16 protein-coding genes are annotated in these 21,316 nt (G+C 67.6%); 9 read left to right on the forward strand and 7 right to left on the reverse strand.

All coding sequences use genetic code 11. The features are described from left to right. Window positions 1-84 precede the first annotated feature (84 nt). From ACERNI_RS02435 to ACERNI_RS02455, 5 genes are all read left to right on the forward strand, one after another. Window positions 85-1,188, forward strand: a complete 1,104-nt coding sequence (locus ACERNI_RS02435) for an NAD-dependent epimerase/dehydratase family protein (protein ID WP_448831669.1) — start codon at window positions 85-87, stop codon at window positions 1,186-1,188. A 207-nt stretch (window positions 1,189-1,395) separates the two neighbouring features. After that, window positions 1,396-2,376: an aldo/keto reductase gene (locus tag ACERNI_RS02440; RefSeq protein WP_448831670.1), complete on the forward strand. Its 981-nt coding sequence runs from the start codon at window positions 1,396-1,398 to the stop codon at window positions 2,374-2,376. Window positions 2,377-3,058: 682 nt separating this feature from the next. After that, window positions 3,059-4,096, forward strand: a complete 1,038-nt coding sequence (gene exbB / locus ACERNI_RS02445; protein WP_448831799.1) for a tonB-system energizer ExbB — start codon at window positions 3,059-3,061, stop codon at window positions 4,094-4,096. Between the two features lie 4 nt (window positions 4,097-4,100). Then, entirely contained in the window at window positions 4,101-4,592 is a 492-nt protein-coding gene (exbD, locus tag ACERNI_RS02450) for a TonB system transport protein ExbD (protein WP_448831671.1), read from the forward strand. Then, a complete protein-coding gene (locus tag ACERNI_RS02455; protein ID WP_448831800.1) occupies window positions 4,592-5,497 on the forward strand; it encodes a cell envelope integrity protein TolA in 906 nt (301 codons plus the stop codon). The genes exbD and ACERNI_RS02455 overlap by 1 nt, the downstream gene beginning before the upstream one ends. Window positions 5,498-5,811: 314 nt before the next feature. Here the strand turns inward: ACERNI_RS02455 and ACERNI_RS02460 are convergent, their stop codons facing one another. Next, window positions 5,812-6,984 carry an alpha/beta fold hydrolase gene (locus tag ACERNI_RS02460; protein WP_448831672.1) on the reverse strand — a complete coding sequence of 391 codons (1,173 nt, stop codon included), beginning with the start codon at window positions 6,982-6,984 and terminating at the stop codon, window positions 5,812-5,814. A 590-nt stretch (window positions 6,985-7,574) separates the two neighbouring features. Continuing rightward, window positions 7,575-8,861, reverse strand: coding sequence for a phosphopyruvate hydratase (eno, locus tag ACERNI_RS02465; RefSeq protein ID WP_448831673.1), 1,287 nt, complete (start codon window positions 8,859-8,861; stop codon window positions 7,575-7,577). Window positions 8,862-9,077: 216 nt separating this feature from the next. Between eno and queF the strand changes: the two genes are divergently transcribed. Further along, window positions 9,078-9,545 carry a preQ(1) synthase gene (queF, locus tag ACERNI_RS02470; RefSeq protein ID WP_448831674.1) on the forward strand — a complete coding sequence of 156 codons (468 nt, stop codon included), beginning with the start codon at window positions 9,078-9,080 and terminating at the stop codon, window positions 9,543-9,545. Window positions 9,546-9,834: 289 nt separating this feature from the next. Next, the gene (locus ACERNI_RS02475) at window positions 9,835-11,031 is read left to right on the forward strand and encodes an ABC transporter substrate-binding protein (RefSeq protein ID WP_448831675.1); all 1,197 of its coding nucleotides are present in this window, start codon (window positions 9,835-9,837) and stop codon (window positions 11,029-11,031) included. 226 nt (window positions 11,032-11,257) lie between these two features. Here ACERNI_RS02475 and ACERNI_RS02480 read toward each other — a convergent pair whose 3' ends face one another. From ACERNI_RS02480 to tpiA, 5 genes are all read right to left on the reverse strand, one after another. Next, window positions 11,258-12,436, reverse strand: a complete 1,179-nt coding sequence (locus ACERNI_RS02480) for an MFS transporter (protein WP_448831676.1) — start codon at window positions 12,434-12,436, stop codon at window positions 11,258-11,260. A gap of 485 nt (window positions 12,437-12,921) precedes the next feature. Continuing rightward, window positions 12,922-13,794 carry a 3-deoxy-8-phosphooctulonate synthase gene (kdsA, locus tag ACERNI_RS02485; protein WP_448831677.1) on the reverse strand — a complete coding sequence of 291 codons (873 nt, stop codon included), beginning with the start codon at window positions 13,792-13,794 and terminating at the stop codon, window positions 12,922-12,924. Between the two features lie 176 nt (window positions 13,795-13,970). Continuing rightward, window positions 13,971-15,599, reverse strand: coding sequence for a CTP synthase (locus tag ACERNI_RS02490; RefSeq protein ID WP_448831678.1), 1,629 nt, complete (start codon window positions 15,597-15,599; stop codon window positions 13,971-13,973). Window positions 15,600-15,876: 277 nt separating this feature from the next. Beyond that, entirely contained in the window at window positions 15,877-16,272 is a 396-nt protein-coding gene (gene secG, locus ACERNI_RS02495) for a preprotein translocase subunit SecG (protein WP_448831679.1), read from the reverse strand. Window positions 16,273-16,574: 302 nt separating this feature from the next. After that, window positions 16,575-17,333 carry a triose-phosphate isomerase gene (gene tpiA, locus ACERNI_RS02500; protein WP_448831680.1) on the reverse strand — a complete coding sequence of 253 codons (759 nt, stop codon included), beginning with the start codon at window positions 17,331-17,333 and terminating at the stop codon, window positions 16,575-16,577. A gap of 451 nt (window positions 17,334-17,784) precedes the next feature. On the opposite strand from tpiA, the gene ACERNI_RS02505 reads away from it, so the two are divergent. Then, window positions 17,785-19,695 carry a SurA N-terminal domain-containing protein gene (locus ACERNI_RS02505; RefSeq protein WP_448831681.1) on the forward strand — a complete coding sequence of 637 codons (1,911 nt, stop codon included), beginning with the start codon at window positions 17,785-17,787 and terminating at the stop codon, window positions 19,693-19,695. Between the two features lie 8 nt (window positions 19,696-19,703). Further along, window positions 19,704-21,221, forward strand: a complete 1,518-nt coding sequence (gene trpE / locus ACERNI_RS02510; protein WP_448831682.1) for an anthranilate synthase component I — start codon at window positions 19,704-19,706, stop codon at window positions 21,219-21,221. Window positions 21,222-21,316: the final 95 nt, after the last annotated feature.

The following is a 21,316-nucleotide window of genomic DNA, read 5'->3' on the forward strand; positions in this document are numbered from 1 at the left end:
TCGGCGGCAGGATGCCCGGGCCCGGAACCTGACGCCGCACAGGATGGCGGATCTGGAAGGACCGGAGCCTGGGAGGACCGGAGAATGAACAGGCACGTGCTTGTGGCGGGCGCATCGGGGCTCGTCGGCCAGGCGGCGCTACGCCATTTCCAGGGCATGGCGGGCGTGCGCGTCACGGCGCTGTCGCGGCGGCGACCGCTTCAGGACGGCGGCGGCCGCTTCCTCAGCCTTGATCTCAACGACCCGAACGCCTGCGCGGATGCGGCGGCCGCGCTTGGCGACGTGACCCATGTGGTCTACGCGGCGCTCTATGAAAAGCCGGAGTTGATCGACGGCTGGCGGGACCCGGAGCAGATCGCGGTCAACGCCCGCATGTTCAGCAATCTGATGGAGCCGCTGCTCGCCCACGCCAGCGGCCTGCGCCATGTCACCCTGCTGCAGGGGGCAAAAGCCTATGGCGCCCACGCGCGCCGCATGGCGCTGCCGCCGCGTGAGGATCGCGACGAGGCGCATGACATCCCGAATTTCTACTGGGAGCAGGAGAACTGGCTCAAAACGGCCCGGCGCGGCAAGGCCTGGAGCTGGACCATCTGGCGCCCGCAAATCATCTTCGGCCTGTCGTTCGGCAGCGCCATGAACCCCATCACGGCGATAGGCGCATGGGCGGCCCTGCTGCATGAGAAAGGCGAGCCGCTGTATTTTCCCGGCGGCGAGACCGGCAATGTATTGCAGGCGGTGGATGCAGACCTGCTGGCGCAGGCGATTGCCTGGGGCGGCGAAGCGCCGACGGCGCGCGACCGCATTTTCAATATCACCAATGGCGATGTCTTCGTCTGGGCCAATGTCTGGCCGGCGATCGCCGACGCCCTCGGCATGCGCCCTGGCGAACGCCGCCCCGCCTCCCTCGCCGATGACCTGGCGCAAAGCGGCGCTGAGTGGACCGCCCTGTGCCGGCGGCATGGCCTCGCCGCGCCAGAGTTGCCGGCCTTTGTCGGGGCCTCGGCCCAGTACGTGGATTATCTGCTGGCGCGCAACGCCACCGGCAGCCCCAAGGTTTCGATCATTTCCGACATCCGCCGGCACGAGGCCGGCTTCTCCATGGTCATGGATACGGAAGCCATGTTCCGCAAATGGTTCGCCGCGTTCCGTGAGGCAAGGCTGTTGCCTGGCCACGCCGGCGCGCATTGAGCTTTGACGGGGGAGATGACGGCGCGCCGGCCAGGGCCGCAGCCGCCAGCGTTGCCTGCCGGCGGGGCGGCGCGGCAAATCCTGCGGGGCAGTTCCTCCGCCGCAAGTTTGGCGCGGCAATTTCAGTACAGCAAATTCAGCGGGGTTTGACGCCCGCGCGTAGCCCGCGCCCAGGCTGAAAAATATCGCCATCGAAAGGTACAGCCCGTGAAATATGTGAAATTCGGCCGCACCGGCCTCGACGTTTCCCGCATCTGCCTTGGCTGCATGACCTATGGCGTTCCCGAACGCGGCGCGCACCCATGGACGCTCGACGAGGCGGCCAGCCGGCCGCTGATCCGCCAGGCGGTGGAGAAAGGCATCAATTTCTTCGATACGGCGAACGCCTATTCCGACGGCACCTCGGAAGAAATTGTTGGCCGGGCGCTCAAGGAATTCACCCGCCGCGAAGAAACCGTCATCGCCACGAAGGTCTTCATGCGAACGCGCAAGGGGCCGAACGGCGCCGGGCTGTCGCGCAAGGCGATCATGCAGGAGATTGACGCCAGCCTGAAGCGCCTCGGCGTGGATTACGTCGACCTCTACCAGATCCACCGCTGGGACCATGCCACCCCGCTGGAGGAGACCCTTGAGGCGCTGCATGATGTGGTGAAGGCCGGCAAGGCCCTCTACATCGGCGCTTCCTCCATGTTCGCGTGGCAGTTCGCCAAGGCGCTTTACACTTCCCGCCTGAACGGCTGGACGGAGTTCGCCTCAATGCAGAACCACCTCAACCTGCTGATGCGGGAAGAGGAGCGCGAGATGCTGCCCCTGTGCCGCGATCAGGGCGTCGCCGTGATGCCATGGAGTCCGCTGGCGCGCGGCCGCCTCACCCGCGACTGGGACGAAACCAGCCAGCGTCAGGAAACCGACGCGTTTGGGGGCACGCTGTATCGCTCCAGCGAGGACAGCGACCGGCAAATCGTGGCGGAAGTCGCCCGCATCGCGGCGGCGCGCGGCGTCTCGCGCGCCCAGGTCGCCATGGCGTGGCTGCTGCGGAAGGATGGGGTGACGACGCCGATCGTTGGAGCCAGCAAGCCACAGCATCTGGATGACGCCATCGCGGCGGTTGATCTCGCGCTCGACGACGCCGAGATCGCGGCCCTTGAGGCGCATTACGTTCCCCATCCCGTTACCGGGTTCAGTTGAGCGAATGCCTGCCCACGCACGCCAACGGCCCCCCGCCCATGCCGGCGGGCGACGCCAGGAGCCAGAGGTTTGGAGCCAAAGGTTTTGAGAGCCAGGGGGCTGGGGCCAGCCCATCATCATTTTCACGCGACAATTCACAGACGCCGCTTGCGCCAGCCGCATGGCGTCGCGACCATCGCCCTCGGGATGGCGCAGAATAAGCAATTGTCTCCATGTCAATATTCCCGATCAGCCCCGGAACAGCCTGACGGACGCGGCTCTCAGCAACGCCTGCTTCTTAGAACCCCTCTAAATCATTGAGATTGCGTTCAAATTTTTACGGCGTTAGTGAAACGCAAGTTCCGGGATGCCTGTCCGGCAACAGGCCCCAGTCGTCTGGAGTGGTGTTTCTGGTCCGGAGCACGCTGGCGAGCGCCAGCCGGGATCATGGGTGGGCTGCCTGCGTAGCCCCCCGGCTGGCGCGCCGGTATCCGGCGCGCGTCGACGACGGCGGGATGCATGTTCCCGCCGCAGACGTCAGCCTTCCGCCAGCCATTCCGGCGGTTGTTGCAATATGGGAGTTGGTCACTTGTCCGCGTTTTCGAAGCATTTCGCCCGTTCGCGCAACATGCGCGCCGTCGAGGCCTTTGAACGCGCCAAACCTGGCTCCCGTCAGCGTTACGCCGCGCCCCTCGCCGTCCTGATGCTGGCCCAGGCGCTGGCTCCCGCCGCCCTCGCCCAGGGACTGTCGCAAGGGCAACAGCAAGGGCAGCCTTTGGGTCAGGCACAGGCGCAGCAGGCGCCGGCTCCGTCCAGTGCGGCTCCATCCACCGCCGCGGCCCAGCCGGCCAGGCCCGTCATGTCGGTTCCCGAACACGCCGCGCCGGCCACGGCGCTGCCGCCGGGCCATCCGCCCCTGCCGGCATCTCCGGCTAATGTTTCACCTCAGGCCAGCCAGCCGGCCGCGGCGCCTTCAGGGGCCGCGCCCGTCAACGCTGCCCCCGCCCAGGGCCAGGCGCCAACCGCCCCCGCCGTCATCCCGCACGATCTGTCGCCGTGGGGCATGTTCATGCAGGCCGACATCGTCGTGAAGGCGGTGATGCTTGGCCTCGCCTTCGCCTCGCTGGTCACCTGGACCATCTGGCTGGCGAAATCGCTGGAACTGCTGGCGGCCCGCCGCCGCGCCTTGCGCGCCCTGCGGCGCCTGCATACGGCCGGCAGCCTTGCGGAAGCGCTGGGCGACAACGCCATCCGCTCCGGCGGCCCGGTCAGCGAGATTGTCGCCGCCGCGGAGGCTGAAGAAGAGCGCTCCGCCGGCCTGCCCGCCGAGGGCGTCAAGGAGCGCGTCGCCATCGCCCTGTCGCGGATCGAGGCGCGCGCCGGCCGCAGCATGGCGCGCGGCACCGGCCTGCTCGCCACCATTGGCTCCACCGCCCCGTTTGTCGGCCTGTTCGGCACCGTGTGGGGCATCATGAATTCGTTCATTGGCATCTCGGTGGCCAAAACCACCAATCTGGCGGTCGTCGCGCCGGGCATTGCCGAGGCGCTGCTGGCCACCGCCATCGGCCTGGTCGCCGCCATCCCGGCCGTCATCATCTACAATGTGTTCTCCCGTTCAATCACCGGCTACCGGGCGCTGCTGTCAGACGCATCGGCCCTGGCCCTGCAGCACCTGTCGCGCGATCTGGACCGGCGGGACATGGGCGTGAACATGACCCAGCTGCGTCGCGCCGCGGAGTGATCAGATGGCCGTCAGCCTGAAGGAAAGCGGCGACGACCTCGCGGAAGTCTCCGAGATCAACGTGACGCCGTTCATCGACGTCATCCTCGTTCTGCTCATCATCTTCATGGTGGCGGCGCCGCTGTCGACCGTGGACGTGCCGGTTGACCTGCCGGTCTCCAACGCCCAGCAGCAGCCGCGCCCGGACAAGCCGCTGTTCCTGTCGGTGAAGAACGACCTCACGCTGGCGCTCGGCGACGACGGCGTCGCCCGCGAAGGTTTGCAAGGCGCGCTTGACGCCCGCACCCATGGCGACCGGGAACAGCGCGTGTTCCTGCGCGCCGATCAGGGCGTGGCCTATGGCGAGCTGATGAAGGTGATGAACCTGCTGCGCGGCGCCGGCTACCTCAAGATCGCCCTCGTCGGCCTGGAAGACACCGGCCAGGCTGGGCAGCCAGCGCCCGCCGCGCCTGCCGCCAGCGCAGAAGCTGGACAAAACCCCGGAGCCGGCCAGTGATGGGAAGCGCCGGTCATGGCTGGGCGTTCGCCCGCTGGGGCGCCGCCAGCGCCGTTGTGCTCGCCGCCCATTTCGGCGGGGCCTGGGTGGCGCTGAACTGGAAGCACGCCGAACCCGCTGGCGAACCGCCGGCGGCGGTGATGATCGAACTGGCGCCGCTTCCGGTCTCGGCCAATAACGCGCCGCAGAACGAAGCCGCCCCGGGCCCCGAAGTCGCGGAAGCGCAGCAGGCCGAAAAGCCGGTGGAATCGGAGGTGGCCCAGAACGAGCCGCCGCCGCCGCCCGAGCCGGAACCCGAGCCGCAGCCACAGGAAATCCAGGCGCCGGAAGTGCCCCAGAAGGCCGAGGTCGTGCTTCCCGCCGCGCCCAAAGTCGATCCGCAGAAAGAACGCGAGAAAGAGCGCAAGCTGGAGCGCGAGCGCCAGAAACGCATCGAGCTGGCGCGCGAACGGGAGCGCGAGAAGGAACACAAGCGCGAGCTGGAGCGCGAGAAAAGGCGGGCCGCGCGGGCAAAGGCGCTTGACGCCGAACGCACGGCCACGGCGCAGCGCACCTCCGCGCCCTCCGGCGCGCCAGGACCGCGCTCGCCTTCCGCCGCCTCCGCATCATCGGGCGCCAACAGCGCGGCGATGGCGAGCTGGCGCGGCGCGCTGATGGCCCACCTCAACCGGCACAAGCGCTTCCCCGGCAGCGCCGCGTCCAACAATGGCACGGCCGTGGTGTCGTTCTCGATCAACCGGAGCGGCGGCGTCACCAGCGCCCGCCTGGCCCGTTCGTCCGGCGACAGCGCTCTGGATGCCGAAGCCGTGTCGACCGTGCGGCGCGCCAGCCCGGTGCCGGCGCCGCCAGCGCACATCGCCGGCGGCTCGATTTCCCTGTCGGTGCCGATCCGCTACAGCCGTTGACCCGCAAGTTCGCCGCGTAGGCGCCAAAGCCATGACAATGCCCGCGCCCGTCGCGGACATTGGCTTTTTGGGAAGACGGCCTGGCGCGCGCCGGGCGGGCTTCTAATGACCGGCCTCTGATGATCCGGCGATTGGTGACCTGCACTGGAAGGACGCCGCCCTGACGCACCATGGCGTCAGGCGGGCTCAGGACCAAGGCGTTCCGCGACAGTCCGCCGGGCCGGTCCAGTTATCAATGCGCCTTGTAAAACCACCTGGCTAAAGCCGCCTTGCGAAGGTCGCCAGCGCACGTCGCCGTTGCCACCAGCCATCAGCTATTTCTTCGGCGGCTCCGGTTGCACCGGCGGCGAGAGTGGCTGCAATTGTTGGGCGGCCCCGTCATGGCCGGCCGCGGCGCCGGCCTTCACCGCCGCCACCGCGTCGAGAATGGCCCTGGCCACCACCTCCGGCTGCGACAGCACCACGGCGTGGCTGGCGGGCGTCGAGACGGTGCGGGCCTTGATGCGCCCCGCCTCCGTTTGCTGCACGCCGGGGTCGAGCAGCCGGTCGTTGCCGGCCACCACATACCAGACCGGCAGGTTTTTCCAGGCGGCGTTGTTCACCCGCTCCTCGAACACCTTGCCGAACACCGGAGCCTGGGTGGCGGCGAGCAGCCGGTTTTGCGCCGCGTCGAGGTCCTGGCCAAAGTCCGTGGCGAAAGCGTCATCGGCAAGCCGGACGAAACCGGATGAATCGGTCAGCAATTTCCCCAGCCCCGGACCACGCGGCGCGTTGCGCAGGCGGTCGATGAATGACTGGCCCACGTCCGGCGCCATGGCCGCCACATAGACGAGCGCCGCCACCTTCCGGTCGACGCCCGCCTCGGTGATGATGACGCCGCCCCACGAATGCCCGACGAGAATGACCGGCCCCCTGGCGATGGCCAGCGCCCGCTGCACCACCGCCACATCCGCCCACATGGAGTTCAGCGGCAGTTGCACCGCCGTGGCGCTGACGCCAGCGCGCTGCAACAGCGGGATCACGCCGCGCCATGCGGAGCCATCCAGCAATTCGGAATGAACCAGGATGACCGTGGGGGTGATCTCCGCCTTCGCGGTGGAGCCAGCCGTTGCAGCTCCTGGCGCTGCGGCTCCAGAAGCCGCGGGGCCAGAACTGGCTGAGCCTGGCGCGCCCTGCGCATCGCCGGCAAGCGGGCCGCGCCCGGCCGACGGCGTGGCGGCTGATCCATCCTTCGCGCCAGCGCTCCCTGCCGGCGCGCTGGCAGGCGCTTCAGCGGCGGCGGGAGAACTGGCTGAAGGACTGGCTGGAAGGTTGGTTGCAGGCGTTGCCGTTGCACGCGGGCCCGGCTTCTGGCCGTCCATGCCGGCTGGCGTCGCCGGAGACGGAGGCGCGGCGGATTGCGATGCGTTCGCCGCCGGCCCGCCATCCGCCGCATACGCAGCCGGGCCGCCAACCGCAAGCAGCGCCGCCAGCCCCAATGTCGTCACACAGGAAATAATCCGCGCGGCGTGAGCGCGCGCCGGGGCCGTCCGCTGGCGCGGCGCCGGGGCTCCGGATGTCGAACCGGGCGCTATTCCAGGCGCCAAAGCGGCGCCCGCTTTTGCTGGAATCGCCGTGGCCGCCATATCGCCCTCCTCGCCCCGCCGTGCGGTCGCCGCGACCGTCAACGCCGGCCGGCGCTCACAGGCCGCCGCGAATCGTCCGCCCGCAGGAAACCATACGCCAGTTATCATTCCGGCGTAGCGAGACTGCCCTGGCGTCGCCCCCCCGTAAAGCCGTTCCCGGATTACGACGCCATGCCGGCCAGACAGACAGCGCGCACAAAAAATCCGGCCCGACGTCACCGCCGGGCCGGATCTGGTTCCTTTCGGACAACGCGGGACCGGCAAGGCAGAGATGCGATCGTACGGATCGCCATCCTGTTCCGGCCGGTTGGTCCCACGCTCTCACACACGCCCGGCGATGGCGCCAGCGCGCCAGAGCAAAATCCGTTCATACTGAAACGGTATTTCACTCCAGCATTTTGCAGTCACGCGTTTTCCTGACGCGAAGCAGCGCCCGCCTCGCTGGAAACGCTTTAGCCGCGCAGCGCCTTCAGGGCGTTGCGACCGGCGTAGATGGCCTGGCCGCCGAGCTGCTCCTCGATGCGGATCAGCTGGTTGTACTTGGCCGTCCGGTCGGAGCGGGCCAGCGAGCCGGTCTTGATCTGGCCGCAGTTGGTGGCGACGGCGAGGTCAGCGATGGTCGAATCCTCGGTCTCGCCCGAGCGGTGCGACATCACGGCGGTGTAGCCGGCGCGGTGCGCCATATCGACGGCGGCCAGGGTCTCGGTCAGCGAGCCGATCTGGTTGACCTTGACCAGGATGGAGTTGCCAACGCCCTGGCGGATGCCGTCCGACAGGCGCTCGACATTGGTGACGAACAGATCGTCGCCCACCAGTTGGCAGCGCGAGCCAACCAGATCGGTCAACAGCTTCCAGCCAGCCCAGTCGTCCTCGGCCATGCCATCCTCGATCGAGGCGATCGGGTAGTCGCCGACCAGCTTGGCCAGATATTTCGCCTGCTCTTCCGGCGAGCGGGAAACGCCCTCGCCTTCGTAGACGTAATTGCCGCCCTTGAAGAACTCGGTGGAGGCGCAGTCGAGGGCGATCATCATGTCGTCGCCAGCCTTGTAACCGGCGTCCTCGATGGCCTTCATGACGAAGTCGAGCGCAGCTTCCGCGGACGGCAGGTTCGGCGCGAAGCCGCCCTCGTCGCCCACATTGGTGTTCTGGCCAGCGGCCTTCAGATTGGCCTTCAGGCGGTGGAACACCTCGGCGCCGGCGCGCACGGCGTCGGCCAGGCTTGGCGCGCCCACCGGCATCACCATGAATTCCTGGAAGTCGATCGGATTGTCGGCGTGGGCGCCGCCATTGACGATGTTCATCATCGGCACCGGCAACACGCGGGCGGTCGGGCCGCCGACGTAACGGTAGAGCGGCAGGCCGGAAGCCTCGGCGGCGGCCTTGGCCACGGCCAGCGACACGCCAAGGATGGCGTTGGCGCCAAGGCGGGCCTTGTTCGGCGTGCCGTCGAGCTCGATCATGATCTCGTCGATGGCCACCTGGTCCTCGGCGTCCTGGCCGGCCAGCGTGTCATAGATTTCGGTGTTGACGGCCTCGACGGCCTTCATCACGCCCTTGCCGCCGTAGCGGTCCTTGTCCCCGTCGCGCAGCTCAACCGCTTCGTGGGCGCCGGTCGAGGCGCCGGAAGGAACCGCCGCGCGGCCCGTGGAGCCGTCCTCCAGCACCACATCGACTTCAACGGTCGGGTTGCCCCGGCTGTCGAGGATCTCGCGGGCGACGATATCGACAATGGCGGTCATGGAATGCAGCTCCATACGTTCAGGAAAGCGCGGGCATACGAAACGCCTGTGACGCGCGCGTGAAAAGGGTTCGCTCTGGCGAGGGCTTCTGAGGGCCTTTTACGGCATCAACATGGGCTTTCAATAGCCATGCGCGGAAATTACAGCCCCCGCCAGCTTGTATCCGCCGTTGGCGCGGCCGTTCCCTGGGCTTTGCAAAAGGAGTATAGGAGCGCCATGAGCAACGCCGATCTTACCCAGCATCTCAGCCATTTGGGCCAGCAGAGCGCCACCCCCGCCGACCCGGCGACGGCGGTGCTCGACCGCGTGCCCAATCCGCATCCGGATACGGACTATATCGCCCGGTTCACCGCGCCGGAGTTCACCTCGATCTGTCCGGTCACCGGCCAGCCGGATTTCGCCATTCTGGTGATCGACTATGCGCCGGACCAGTGGCTGGTCGAATCGAAATCGCTGAAGCTGTACCTGCACGCCTTCCGCAATCATGGCGCGTTCCACGAGGATTGCACCGTCGCCATCGGCAAGCGGCTCGCCAGCCTGCTGCAGCCGAGGTTCCTGCGCATCGGCGGCTACTGGTTCCCGCGCGGCGGCATCCCCATCGACGTGTTCTGGCAGACGGGCGAGTTGCCGAAGAACGTCTGGCTGCCGGATACCGGCGTGCAGCCCTACCGCGCCCGCTTCTGAGCCAGGCGCCCTTTTCCGCCAACGCCGCGCCCCGCGCCACCCGCCGGCGCAATGGCGCCCCATTGGCTGTAGTTTTATCTTTCGTATAACATATCACCCCCTTGCCACCGGCAATGGGGAATGGGCACACTCACATCAACGGTCTGTGAATGGCCGCTCCGGCCAGCAACGGTCAGCCGCAAGCAGCGCAGACGCCGGGAATGCGCTCCCGCGTCGCGCAAGCTGTGATCGCGCCAGACGATCCGGCCCGCACGGCTACGTTTCCTGACGGGCTCCAGGGAGGGATGTGATGAAGAGATTGCTATCGACGATCGCCGCTTCACTGCTGTTCGGCGGCTCCGCGCTGGCCCAGGGCGCAGACATGCCCGGCGTGACGAAAGACAATATCAAGATTGGCCAGACCACCGCCTTCAGCGGCGGCGCCTCCGCCTATTCGGTGATCGCCAAGACGCACCAGGCCTATCTCAAGGAAATCAACGACAAGGGCGGGATCAACGGCCGCAAGGTCGAGCTGATCTCCCTGGACGACGGCTACGCCCCGCCGAAAACCGTGGAGCAGACCCGCAAGCTGGTGGAGCAGGACGGCGTCTCGTTCATCTTCAATCCGCTGGGCACCGCCACCAGCCTCGCCGTGCAGAAATATCTGAACAGCAAGGGCGTGCCGCAGCTGTTCGTCGCCTCCGGCAATAGCGGCTGGGATAACCCCAAGCAGTTTCCGTGGACCACCGGCTTTCAGCCGTCCTACTTCAGCGAAGGCGTGGTGATCGGCCGCTACATCGCCAAGAACCTGCCCAACAGCAAGGTCGCCCTGCTTCATCAGGCTGACGATTTCGGCAAGGACTACCTGCACGGCCTGCGCAAGGGGCTCGGCGCCAACGCCGACAAGCAGCTCATCAAGGTGGCGAGCTACCAGCCGACCGATCCGGTGATCGACTCGCAGCTCGTCGAGCTGAAGGCGTCGGGCGCCGACGTGTTCGTCAACGTCTCCGTACCCAAGTACACCGCCCAGGCCATCCGCAAAGTGGCGCAGATGGGCTGGAAGCCGACCCACTTCGTTTCCTCGATCTCCGCCTCGGTGGCGGCGGTGATGAAGCCGGCCGGCGTGGAGAACGGCGTTGGCATCATCGCCACCGCTTATGTGAAGGATCCGCTCGACCCGCAGTGGAAGGACGATCCGGGCATGAAGGAGTTCCACGCCTTCATGGATCGGGCCATGCCCTCCGCCGACCGCGCCGACACCAACTACGTCTATGGCTACACCTCGGCCAGGGTGCTGGAAGACGTGCTGAAGCGGGCCGGAAACGATCTCAGCCGCAAGAACATCATGAAGATGGCGACCACCCTCAACATGGATGCCGGAACCCTGCTTCCGGGCATCAAGGTGCAGAATACCCCGGAGCGGTTCTCACCGCTCACCCGGATGCAGCTGACCAAATTCGACGGCAAGACGTTCCACCCGTTCGGCGAGATCATCTCCGGCGAGTGAGCGTGCGCCAGCGCTGGCATTGCGTGACGCCCGGGGCTTTCCCGGGCGTCATTTCATTTATGAGAACACCAATCCAAGCACATGGCATAACTCGTTATTTTCATCATGCACCGCAACTTCCGGTCACCAGCCTGGCGCGAGAACGCTTGCTCGCGGCCAGCCCTTGCGCGAACCCGGAATGGCCAAGTAGCCCCTGGCCAGCCCCCTTTGCCCCATTTGCCGCCTGCTATCGGCGCGGCGCTCCCAGCAAATAGCCGCAGAGCAAACCGACAATTGCGATGACGCCCGCGCCAAGCCCCAGGGTCAGCGCCGGCCCGGCGAAGCCCAGCGCCGCGCCCCACCAGATCGGCCCCACTGCCTGGCCGGTCATGAAGCTGGAGCCGTGCAGCGCCACGGCGGAGCCGCGAAACGCCGGGGCCAGTTCAGTTGCCTGCACCTGAAGGGAATTGTGCAGGCTGTAGAAGCCAAAGCCCAACAGCATGAAGGCGGCGAAGTCGCCCTGCCAGGGCAGGCCCGTCGCCGTTGCCAGCAGGGCCGCAGCCGCAGCTATTCCGCCCATGCCCATCAGCCCCCGGCTGCCCAGAAGCTCCATCAAACGGCCCGCCGAGGCGCTGTAGACAATGCCGCCAAGCGGAAAGGCGGCGATGACCAGACCAGCGATGGCCGGGCTGTTCTCGCCGCGCGCCGCCAGCAGAACCGCGACGAACGGCATCAGGCCGAAGATGAACACCCCCTCGCAAAACACGGCGCTGAAGCAGATCCACGCCCGGCGGTTGCGCAGCACCGCGCGAAAGCCATGCAGCACGCCATGGACCGGCGCCGTGGCGGAACGGGCGCCGCGCGGCAACACCCGCATGACCGCGACAGTGGTGATGGCGCAAATCACGCCATACAGCAGGAAAACGCCGCGCCAGCCGAGCCACTCGACAAGGAAGCCGGCGCCAATGGCGCCGGCAAGGCCGCCGCTGATGGTGGCGCCAAGCATGCGGGCCAGCACGGCCTGACGCGCCTCCAGCGCCACCCGGTCGCCGATCAGCGCGATGGTCGCGGGGAAAATGCCGGCGGAGGCGACGCCGCAGACCACTCGCATGGCGAACTGCCAGTCCCATGCCGGCCACAGGGCGCTGGCGACGCCGCCAAGCGAAATGATGACCATGCAGATGCGGATGACGCCGCTGCGACCGAAACGGTCGCCCACCGGCCCCCAGACCAGCTGCATCAGGCCAAACGGAAACGCGAAGGCGCTGCCAAGCAACGCCACCTGCCCCGCCGGCACGTTGAGATCGCGGGCAATAACCGGCACGAGCGGATCGACAGCGCGTACGAACAGGCTGGCGGTGAAGCAGGAGATCGCCAGCCAGACCTGAAGCCGGGCAAGCGAAGGCTCAGCCAGGGGCTGACGCATGGTTTTCCTTCCCTGACGCCTGGCGGCGCCCTGCTTTTCTTGTCCGCGCGACTTTCGCGCGCGTCATTGCCATGGCCCGCCTCGCGAACGCGCGCCGGGGCAACGCGACGCGAGCGACCCTGCGCTGCCCGACATTTACCGTTTGATGTTTACTGGCTGGGTACGGCGGAAACCAATTCCGCGCCGGCGGGGTGGCGTTGCGTCACGCGAAGGGCTGGCGCGCCATTCAACAGCATTCCGTCATGCCGGCGCCTGCGGGTAACGGGCGCAGCCCTCCAGCCCTCCAGCCCTCAAGCCGCCATGGCCCTGCCTGTCCTGGCCATCCACGGAGTGATGCCATAGCAACCATCTGCGCCCGCTCCGGCGCGGCAAAGGCGTGGATGCCCGCGGGCATGACGCTTGGGAAGTAGCGGGGCGGCGCGGACGACGCCAGGATCTCCTGACGCGGCGAGAAACCCCTTGCCGGAAAACCTTCTGGCGCCGGATTACCCGGCGCGCTGCTTGGCGATGGCGTCGAAGGCCAGCAGTTCGCCCAGCAGCGTCTCCATCTGCGCCAGCGGCACCATGTTGGGGCCGTCGGACGGGGCGCGATCCGGATCAGGGTGAGTTTCGATGAATACGCCGGCGACGCCCACGGCCACGGCGGCGCGGGCCAGCACGGGCACGAACCGCCGCTCGCCGCCAGAAGAGGTTCCCTGCCCGCCAGGCTGCTGCACCGAATGGGTGGCGTCGAAAATCACCGGCGCGCCCGTGGTCTCGGCCATGATTGGCAGCGCGCGCATGTCGGAAACCAGGGTGTTGTAGCCGAAGCTGACGCCGCGCTCGGTGACCAGCACGTCGGGATTGCCGGCGCTGGTCAGCTTGGCGACCACGTTCTTCATGTCCCACGGGGCGAGAAACTGTCCCTTCTTGACGTTGACGACGCGGCCGGTGGCGGCGGCGGCCAGCAGCAGGTCGGTCTGCCGGCACAGGAAGGCCGGGATCTGCAGCACGTCGACCACCTCGGCCACCGGCGCGCACTGGCCAGCGTCATGCACGTCGGTCAGCACCGGCACGCCCAGCTTCTCACGCACTTCGGCGAACACCGGCAGCGCGCCATCAAGCCCCATGCCGCGCGCGGCGGAAGCGGAGGTGCGGTTGGCCTTGTCGAACGAGGCCTTGAAGATCAGGCCGATGCCCAGCCGGTCGGTGATGGCGACCAGCTCCGACGCCACCTCCATGGCGTGATCGCGGCTTTCCATCTGGCAGGGGCCGGCGATCAGGGCGAGCGGCAGGTCATTGCCGAAACGCACCGGCTTGCGGGCGCCCGCGCCCACAGTGACGACGGGGTTGGCGGTGGCTGGAGCCTGGCTGGTCATGGCGCCTGTCCTTCTGTCCGGTATGCGGGCGGGCCTCGTGGCCGCGACAACCCGCCATGAACGGCAACGCCCCGAAAACCGGGGCGTCGCGCTTGTCAGTTCTGAATAACCCGCGCCATCAAACCGGCGAGGCATGGTCGCGCGAGCAGCGGCAACCGGCTTCAGACCAGCCGGCGTCAGACCAGCCGGCTCTGGGCAATCGCCGCCTCGACGAAGCTGCTGAACAGCGGGTGCGGCTCCAGCGGGCGCGACTTGTACTCGGGATGGTACTGCACGCCAATGAACCACGGGTGATCCACATGCTCGATGGTTTCCGGCAGCACCCCGTCCGGCGAGACGCCGGAGAAGCGCATGCCGGCGGCTTCGAGGCGCTCACGGTAGTCCATGTTGACTTCGTAGCGGTGGCGATGGCGCTCGGAAATTTCGGTCTTGCCGTAGATCCCGGCGATCTTCGATTCCGGCGACAGCACCGAGCGGTAGGCGCCGAGGCGCATGGTGCCGCCCAGATCGCCCTCGGCGGTGCGGCGCACCAGCTCATTGCCGCTGAGCCATTCGGTCAGCAGGCCGACCACCGGCTCGTCCGTGGGGCCAAATTCGGTGGAGCTGGCCGCGCCAACGCCGGCAAGGGCGCGACAGGCCTCGATCACCGCCATCTGCATGCCGAAGCAGATGCCCAGATACGGCACCTTGCGCTCGCGGGCAAAGCGGGCGGCGCGAATCTTGCCCTCGGCGCCGCGCTGGCCAAAGCCGCCGGGCACCAGGATGCCGTGCACGTGCTCCAGGAACGGCGCCGGGTCCTCGCGCTCGAACACCTCGCTCTCGATCCAGTCGAGATTGACCTTCACCCGGTTGGCGATGCCGCCGTGGGTCAGGGCCTCCATCAGCGATTTGTAGGCGTCCTTCATGCCGGTGTACTTGCCAACGATGGCAATGGTCACCTCGCCCTCCGGGCTTTTGACCCGATCGGAGATTTCCTGCCAGCGGGTGAGATCCGGCTCCGGCGCGTCCTTGATGCCGAACGCCGCCAGCACTTCGCTGTCCAGCCCCTCGGCGTGATAGGACAGCGGCACGTCATAGATGGAGGAGACGTCGCGCGCCTCGATCACCGCCGTCTCGCGCACGTTGCAGAACAGCGACAGCTTGCGGCGCTCCTCGCGGGGAATCGGCCGGTCGGTGCGGCACAGCAGCAGGTCCGGCTGGACGCCGATGGAGCGCAGCTCAGCCACCGAATGCTGGGTCGGCTTGGTCTTCAGTTCGCCGGCGGACGGGATATAGGGCAACAGCGTCAGGTGCATGTAGATGGCCTGATCGCGCTCCAGCTCCTGGCCGAGCTGGCGAATGGCCTCCAGGAACGGCAGGCTTTCGATATCGCCGACGGTGCCGCCGATCTCCATCAGCACGAAGTCGTAACCGTCGTTGCCGCTGAGGACGAATTCCTTGATGGCGTTGGTGACGTGCGGAATCACCTGCACCGTCGCGCCCAGATAGTCGCCGCGCCGTTCGCGGGCGATGATGTCGGAGTAAATGCGGCCGGTGGTGATATTGTCATTGCGGCTGCACGGCATGCCCGTGAAGCGCTCGTAATGCCCGAGATCGAGATCGGTCTCGGCGCCGTCGTCGGTGACGAACACCTCACCGTGCTGATACGGGCTCATGGTGCCCGGATCGACGTTGAGATAGGGGTCGAGCTTGCGCAGGCGGACCTTGTAGCCGCGCGCCTGCAGAAGGGCTCCGAGTGCGGCTGATGCGAGGCCCTTGCCCAGGGAGGAGACCACGCCGCCAGTGATGAATACATACCGCGTCATGGGACCCGCTGGATACGCTGAATCGGTGCGATTGGCGAGAGCTCCGGATAAATTTTGTTCGGTCATCACAAAAAAATGCCCCGCCGCTGAAGCGGCGGGTCCATGCTGGAGCAACCTTCGCAAACGTGGACGCGGCCACCCTTGCGCGCGGAATTGCATCAAATCAAACAATCAGAGCGTTTTCACGGGTTCATTGCTGAACCCGGAAAACGCTCCTGTGTGGCGTTAACGCCCGTGGCTGCGGGCAGCCGCCCCGGGGGCGACCGCGCCACATGACTTACTGCTGCGTGGGGACCTGAGGCGCCGCCGGAGCCGCTGGCGCGGCGGGAGCCTGCTTCTGCATCTGCTTCAGCTGGTCGAGAACGCCGCCGCCGGCGGGCGCGCCAGGCGTCCCTGGGACCGTCTGGGCCGGCAGATTGCGATCAAGGATCGAGCCGCCGCCGCGCGACATGCTGGCCAGCACGGTCAGCCCCAGGCTGGTGACGAAGAACAGCGCGGCGAGAATCGCCGTGGCGCGCGTCAGGGCGTTGGCCTGACCGCGGCCGGTCATGAAGCCGGAAACGCCGCTGCCGCCGCCCATGCCCAGCCCACCGCCTTCAGAGCGCTGAAGCAGCACAACGCCAACCAGCGCCAGAACGATGAGCAGATGAACGACGATGAGAACCGTTTGCATGAACTATGCCCAATGGCCGGCGCCCGGCCCATCTCGATGTGAACGGGAAAGCGGTTTCGGGAGACAGCCCCCAAAGCGACTTGCGCGTTTAGCACGCCCCGCGCCCAAGAGCAAAACGAGCAGCAAAACGCGCCGCAAAACGTGCGGCAGAAGGCGTGACCAGGACGCAACGCCAGACGCGGCAAGCGGTGCGCGAAACACCGGGGCAAACCGCACAGGGGCGCGACCGCCCGCCCGGGCGGGCCCGCGCCACGCATCCGGCATGGCGCCCGCCCCGCCCCAAACAGCCTCAGGCGCTGGAATCAGCAGCCGGCGGCGATCGCCAGGAAATCCGCCGCGACGAGGCTGGCGCCGCCCACAAGGGCGCCGTCCACGTCCTCCACCGCCATCAGCTCGGCCGCGTTGGAGGGCTTCACCGAACCGCCGTACAGCAGGCGAACGCCGTCAGCGAACGCCGCGCCAAAGCGCTTGCGCAACTCGGCGCGCATGAAGGCGTGCACTTCAGCCACGTCAGCGACAGTCGGGGTCAGGCCGGTGCCGATGGCCCACACCGGCTCATAGGCGACGATCAGGGCGCCCTCGCCATCGGGAACCGAACCGGCCAGCTGCGCGCCCACCACGTCCAGCGCCCGACCAGCGTCGCGCTCCTCGCGGGTTTCGCCGACGCAGACGATCGGGGTGAGGCCGGCGCGGCGGGCGGCTTCGGCGCGGGCGCGCACGTCGGCGTCGGTTTCACCATTATAGGCGCGACGCTCGGAATGGCCGACGATGACCGCCGTGGCGCCGACGTCGGCAAGCATCTCCGCCGAGGTCTCGCCGGTATAGGCGCCGGAAACCGCCGGATGGCAGGTCTGGGCGCCAATGGCCACGCCGCTGCCAATGGAAGCGGCCGCGAACGTATACAGCAACGGCGCGGGCGGGCAGACGAGCAGGTCGGCCTTCGCGCGCAGGGCGGCGTCATAGCCTTCGATCACCTGGCCGAGCGTGCGGGCTCCGGCGATCTTCATACCATTCATCTTCCAGTTGCCCGCGATCAGCGGACGGCGCTTGTGACCGGCCATCTTGCTCCCCGTTTCGTCATTGGCGCTCCGCCAGCCGGGCTTCAGCCCGGCGCCAGCCGCCGCCTCGTGAATCTGGCGCCGCCCCTCGAATCTGGCGCGGCCGCCGCCGCTCCCGATACGGGGCTCCGTTTCTGGGGCCGGCTCTAGCAGAGCCACCGCACGCCGGCAATGGAGCGCCTGGGGACACCGCGTAGCCCCACAAGAGCCGGGGCGTCGCTGGATATTGCTGAATCTGGCCCTCTCCGCCCGGTCTCTCGCGCGCGACCATGGACGCAGGCGCGGCCGTGCTCTATGTCAGCATCAAGCTAAGTAATTGCTGACTTAAGTTACAGCCCGTCCAGCTGGCCGGGCCATCGCGCCGGCCGGCCCAGCGCGGCCCATCATTCACCCTGGCAGGCCGGCCCACGCGGCCCGCTCCCGCCGGGACGCTCCAGGAAGGTCGATTGATCACATGCTTCAGGGAATGCGCAACGCGAGCAAGGGCCTGCTTGGCAAGGTCGTTCTCTTTGTTCTCTTCGGACTGCTGATCGTTTCCTTCGCCATCTGGGGCATTGGCGACATGGTGCGCGGCGGCTCGCGCAACACGGTGGCGATGGTCGGCAAGACCGAGATCACCATGGAGCAGTTGCGCACCGCCTGGCAGAACGAGTTGCAGCGCCTTTCCCAGCAGTACCGCACGGTGATCACGCCCGCCCAGGGCCGTGAGATGGGCCTGGACGCCATCGTGCTCGGCCGCCTGGTGACCGAAGCGGCGATGGATCAGGAAGCCCGCGACATGAAGCTTGGCGTCACCGACGCCTTTGTGGTCGAGACGATCGCCGCCGACCCCAACTTCCGTGGCGTCAACGGCCAGTTCGACCGCGCCCGCTTCGCCGAGGTGCTGCGCAACAACGGCTTCTCCGAGGCCGGCTACCTGGCGGAGCAGCGCAATACACTGGTGCGCCGGCAGATCCCGGAAGGTCTGGCTGGCGGCATCCAGACCCCCGTTGCGATGAACCAGGCGGTATACCGCGTCAACGCCGAGCGCCGCGCCGCCTCCTGGGTCGCGCTTCCCGCCGCTTCTGCCGGCGAGATCGCCGCGCCGTCGGATGAGGCGCTGAAGAGCTTCTTCGAAAGCCGCAAGGCCTCGTTCCGCGCGCCGGAGTTCCGCACGTTCAATGCCGTGGCGCTGACGCCGGCTGGCCTCGTCAAGGCGAAGAACCTTGCGGCCGCCGTTACCGACGCCGAGATCAAGGCGCAATACGAGAAAACGAAGGAGAGCGCCTGGGGCTCGCCAGAGCGCCGTCGCCTGCAGCAGATTTCTTTCCCCGATGAAGCGACGGCGAAGGCCGCGGTGGAATCGATCAGGGCCGGCAAGTCTTTCGAAACCGTCGCGAAGGAACGCGGCGTGTCGGAGAAGGATCTGGATCTCGGCGAGGTGACCCGCGCCCAGATGGTCGACCCCGCCGTGCGGGACGCCGCCTTCGCTTTGGCTCCGGGCGCTGTCAGCGATCCGGTCAAGGGCAATTTTGGCGTCGTGGTGGTGCGGGCCGCATCGGTGACGCCGGCGGCGATCAAGCCGCTGGCCGAAGTCGCCGACGCCATCCGCACCGAACTCGCCACCGCAAGGGCGAAGGAAGAAATCACGGCGCTGCATGACAGGATCGAGGATCAGCGCGTCAATGCCCGCCCCCTCGCCGAGATCGCTCGCGACGCCGGCCTGACCCTGGTCAAGGTGGACGGCGTCGACAATCAGGGCAAGGACAGGCAGGGGGCGCAGTCGACCGCGCTGCTCGCCCTGCCCGGCGCCCAGGAGTTGCTGCGCGACGCCTTCAACACCGACGTGGGCGCCGACAACGAGGCGCTGAACGTCGATGACGGCCATGTCTGGTTCGAGGTCACCAATGTCGAGGCGGCGCGCGACCGCACGCTCGAGGAAGCCAGGGCCAATGTGGAGAAACTCTGGCGTGAGGATCAGGTGAACGCGAAGCTCACGGCGCGCGCTGACGAGATCGTCAAGAAGGTCAACGAAGGCGCGACATTGCAGGCCGCCTCCGGCCTTCCGGTCAAGACCGCCAGCGACCTGCGCCGCGGCCAGGCGGCGGGCGATCTGGACGTCGACACGGTGCGCCAGATCTTCGCCATCCCGGCCGGCAAGGCGGGCTCGGCGACCCGGCCGGGGCAGCGGATCATCTTCCAGGTGACCTCGGCCACCATGCCGCCCTTCTCGGCCAGCGCCATCAATCCCCAACTGGCGGAGCAGATGAATCTCGCTCTCACCGACGATCTGCTGAGCAGCTACGTGCGCATCCTGCAGAACCGTTTTGGGGTCAGCATTAATCAGCAGAACCTTCGCAACGCGATCGGTTCCGCCCAGCAGTAAGCTGAACGATGCAATTTGAACCCACGCCCGAAGCCGCCGCCGCGCTTTACGCTGCTGGCCGGCCCTTCACCATCGCCGTCCGCTTTCTTGCGGACCTCGAGACGCCGCTCGGCGCCTATATGCGCCTGTCGCAGGCCGCCGGCCCCAGCTTCCTGCTGGAAACCGTGCAGGACCTCTCCGTGCGCGGCCGCTATTCGATGATCGGCATCGCGCCGGATCTCATCTGGCGCTGCCTCAACGGCAAGGCCCAGATCAACCGCCAGGCGGCGCGCGATCCGGAGGCCTTTGTCGACGAAGCGGCGGGCCCGCTGGACAGCCTGCGCGCCCTGGTCAACGAAAGCGCCATAGACCTGCCGGCGGGGCTGCCGCCGATGGCCGCCGGCGTGTTCGGTTACCTGGGCTATGACATGGTGCGCCACATGGAGCGCCTGCCGCACATCAATCCGGACGCCCTTGGCGTTCCGGAAGCGATCATGGTGCGCCCGACGGTGATGGCCGTGTTCGACTCGCTGAAGGACGAGCTGATCCTGGTCACGCCGGTGCGCCCCCAGGCCGGCCTCACCGCCAGCGCCGCCCTCGCCAGCGCCCAGGAGCGGCTGGAGGCCGCCGTCGCGTCGCTCAGCGCGCCGTTGCCGGTTGCCGACCAGGCTGACGTGACCGGGATGCCGGAGCCGGAGGCCGTGTCCAACACGCCGCCGGAGACCTTCATCGCCATGGTTGAGAAGGCGCGCGATTATGTACGGGCCGGCGACATTTTCCAGGTGGTGCTGGGCCAGCGCTTCGAGGCGCCGTTTACCCTGCCGCCGCTGTCGCTCTACCGGGCTTTGCGCCGCGTTAATCCCTCGCCTTACCTCAGTTTTCTGGACTTCGGCGGCTTCCAGCTGGTTTGCTCCAGCCCGGAGATCCTGGTGCGGTCGCGCGAAGGCAAGGTCACCATCCGCCCCCTCGCCGGCACCCGCCCGCGCGGCGCGACCCCGGAGGAAGACCGCCGCCTTGGCGAGGAGTTGCTGGCCGACCCCAAGGAGCGCTCCGAGCATCTGATGCTGCTCGACCTTGGCCGCAACGACGTCGGCCGCGTGTCGAAAACCGGCACGGTGAAGGTGACGGAGAGCTTCGTGCTGGAGCACTACAGTCACGTGCAGCACATCGTCTCCAACGTGGAGGGCGAACAGGACCCGCGCTTCGACGCGCTGGATGCGCTGGTCGCCGGCTTCCCGGCCGGCACGCTCTCCGGCGCGCCCAAGGTGCGGGCGATGGAGATCATCGACGAGCTGGAGCTGGAGCGGCGCGGACCGTTCGGCGGCTGCATTGGCTATTTCAGCGCCAATGGCGACATGGACACCTGCATCGTGCTGCGCACCGCCATCGTCAAGGATGGTAAAATGGCGGTGCAGGCCGGCGCCGGCGTGGTCTATGATTCCGACCCGAAGTCGGAGCTGATGGAATGCGTCAACAAATCAAAGGCCCTGTTCCGCGCCGCCGAGGAAGCGATCCGCGTGGCCGGGCAAGCCGGGCGCGGCCAATGACAGGCCGGGCGCAACTCATGGGCGCTGCGGCGAGACACGCAGCCCCCCGGGCCAATCCGGCGTTGCGGCTGGCGACGGCGGCGTGGCGCTGGCGA

The sequence above is a fragment of the Camelimonas sp. ID_303_24 genome, from assembly GCF_053543495.1.

What these genes read in the sequence shown, in the direction of transcription:
- secG (WP_448831679.1), bottom strand. Translation starts at nt 16,272, where the DNA reads ATGCAAACGGTTCTCATCGTCGTTCATCTGCTCATCGTTCTGGCGCTG.
- tpiA (WP_448831680.1), bottom strand. Translation starts at nt 17,333, where the DNA reads ATGGCCGGTCACAAGCGCCGTCCGCTGATCGCGGGCAACTGGAAGATG.
- queF (WP_448831674.1), top strand. Translation starts at nt 9,078, where the DNA reads ATGAGCAACGCCGATCTTACCCAGCATCTCAGCCATTTGGGCCAGCAG.
- trpE (WP_448831682.1), top strand. Translation starts at nt 19,704, where the DNA reads ATGCAATTTGAACCCACGCCCGAAGCCGCCGCCGCGCTTTACGCTGCT.
- ACERNI_RS02475 (WP_448831675.1), top strand. Translation starts at nt 9,835, where the DNA reads ATGAAGAGATTGCTATCGACGATCGCCGCTTCACTGCTGTTCGGCGGC.
- ACERNI_RS02505 (WP_448831681.1), top strand. Translation starts at nt 17,785, where the DNA reads ATGCTTCAGGGAATGCGCAACGCGAGCAAGGGCCTGCTTGGCAAGGTC.
- ACERNI_RS02435 (WP_448831669.1), top strand. Translation starts at nt 85, where the DNA reads ATGAACAGGCACGTGCTTGTGGCGGGCGCATCGGGGCTCGTCGGCCAG.
- ACERNI_RS02455 (WP_448831800.1), top strand. Translation starts at nt 4,592, where the DNA reads ATGGGAAGCGCCGGTCATGGCTGGGCGTTCGCCCGCTGGGGCGCCGCC.
- eno (WP_448831673.1), bottom strand. Translation starts at nt 8,861, where the DNA reads ATGACCGCCATTGTCGATATCGTCGCCCGCGAGATCCTCGACAGCCGG.
- ACERNI_RS02490 (WP_448831678.1), bottom strand. Translation starts at nt 15,599, where the DNA reads ATGACGCGGTATGTATTCATCACTGGCGGCGTGGTCTCCTCCCTGGGC.
- ACERNI_RS02480 (WP_448831676.1), bottom strand. Translation starts at nt 12,436, where the DNA reads ATGCGTCAGCCCCTGGCTGAGCCTTCGCTTGCCCGGCTTCAGGTCTGG.
- exbB (WP_448831799.1), top strand. Translation starts at nt 3,059, where the DNA reads ATGCTGGCCCAGGCGCTGGCTCCCGCCGCCCTCGCCCAGGGACTGTCG.
- kdsA (WP_448831677.1), bottom strand. Translation starts at nt 13,794, where the DNA reads ATGACCAGCCAGGCTCCAGCCACCGCCAACCCCGTCGTCACTGTGGGC.
- exbD (WP_448831671.1), top strand. Translation starts at nt 4,101, where the DNA reads ATGGCCGTCAGCCTGAAGGAAAGCGGCGACGACCTCGCGGAAGTCTCC.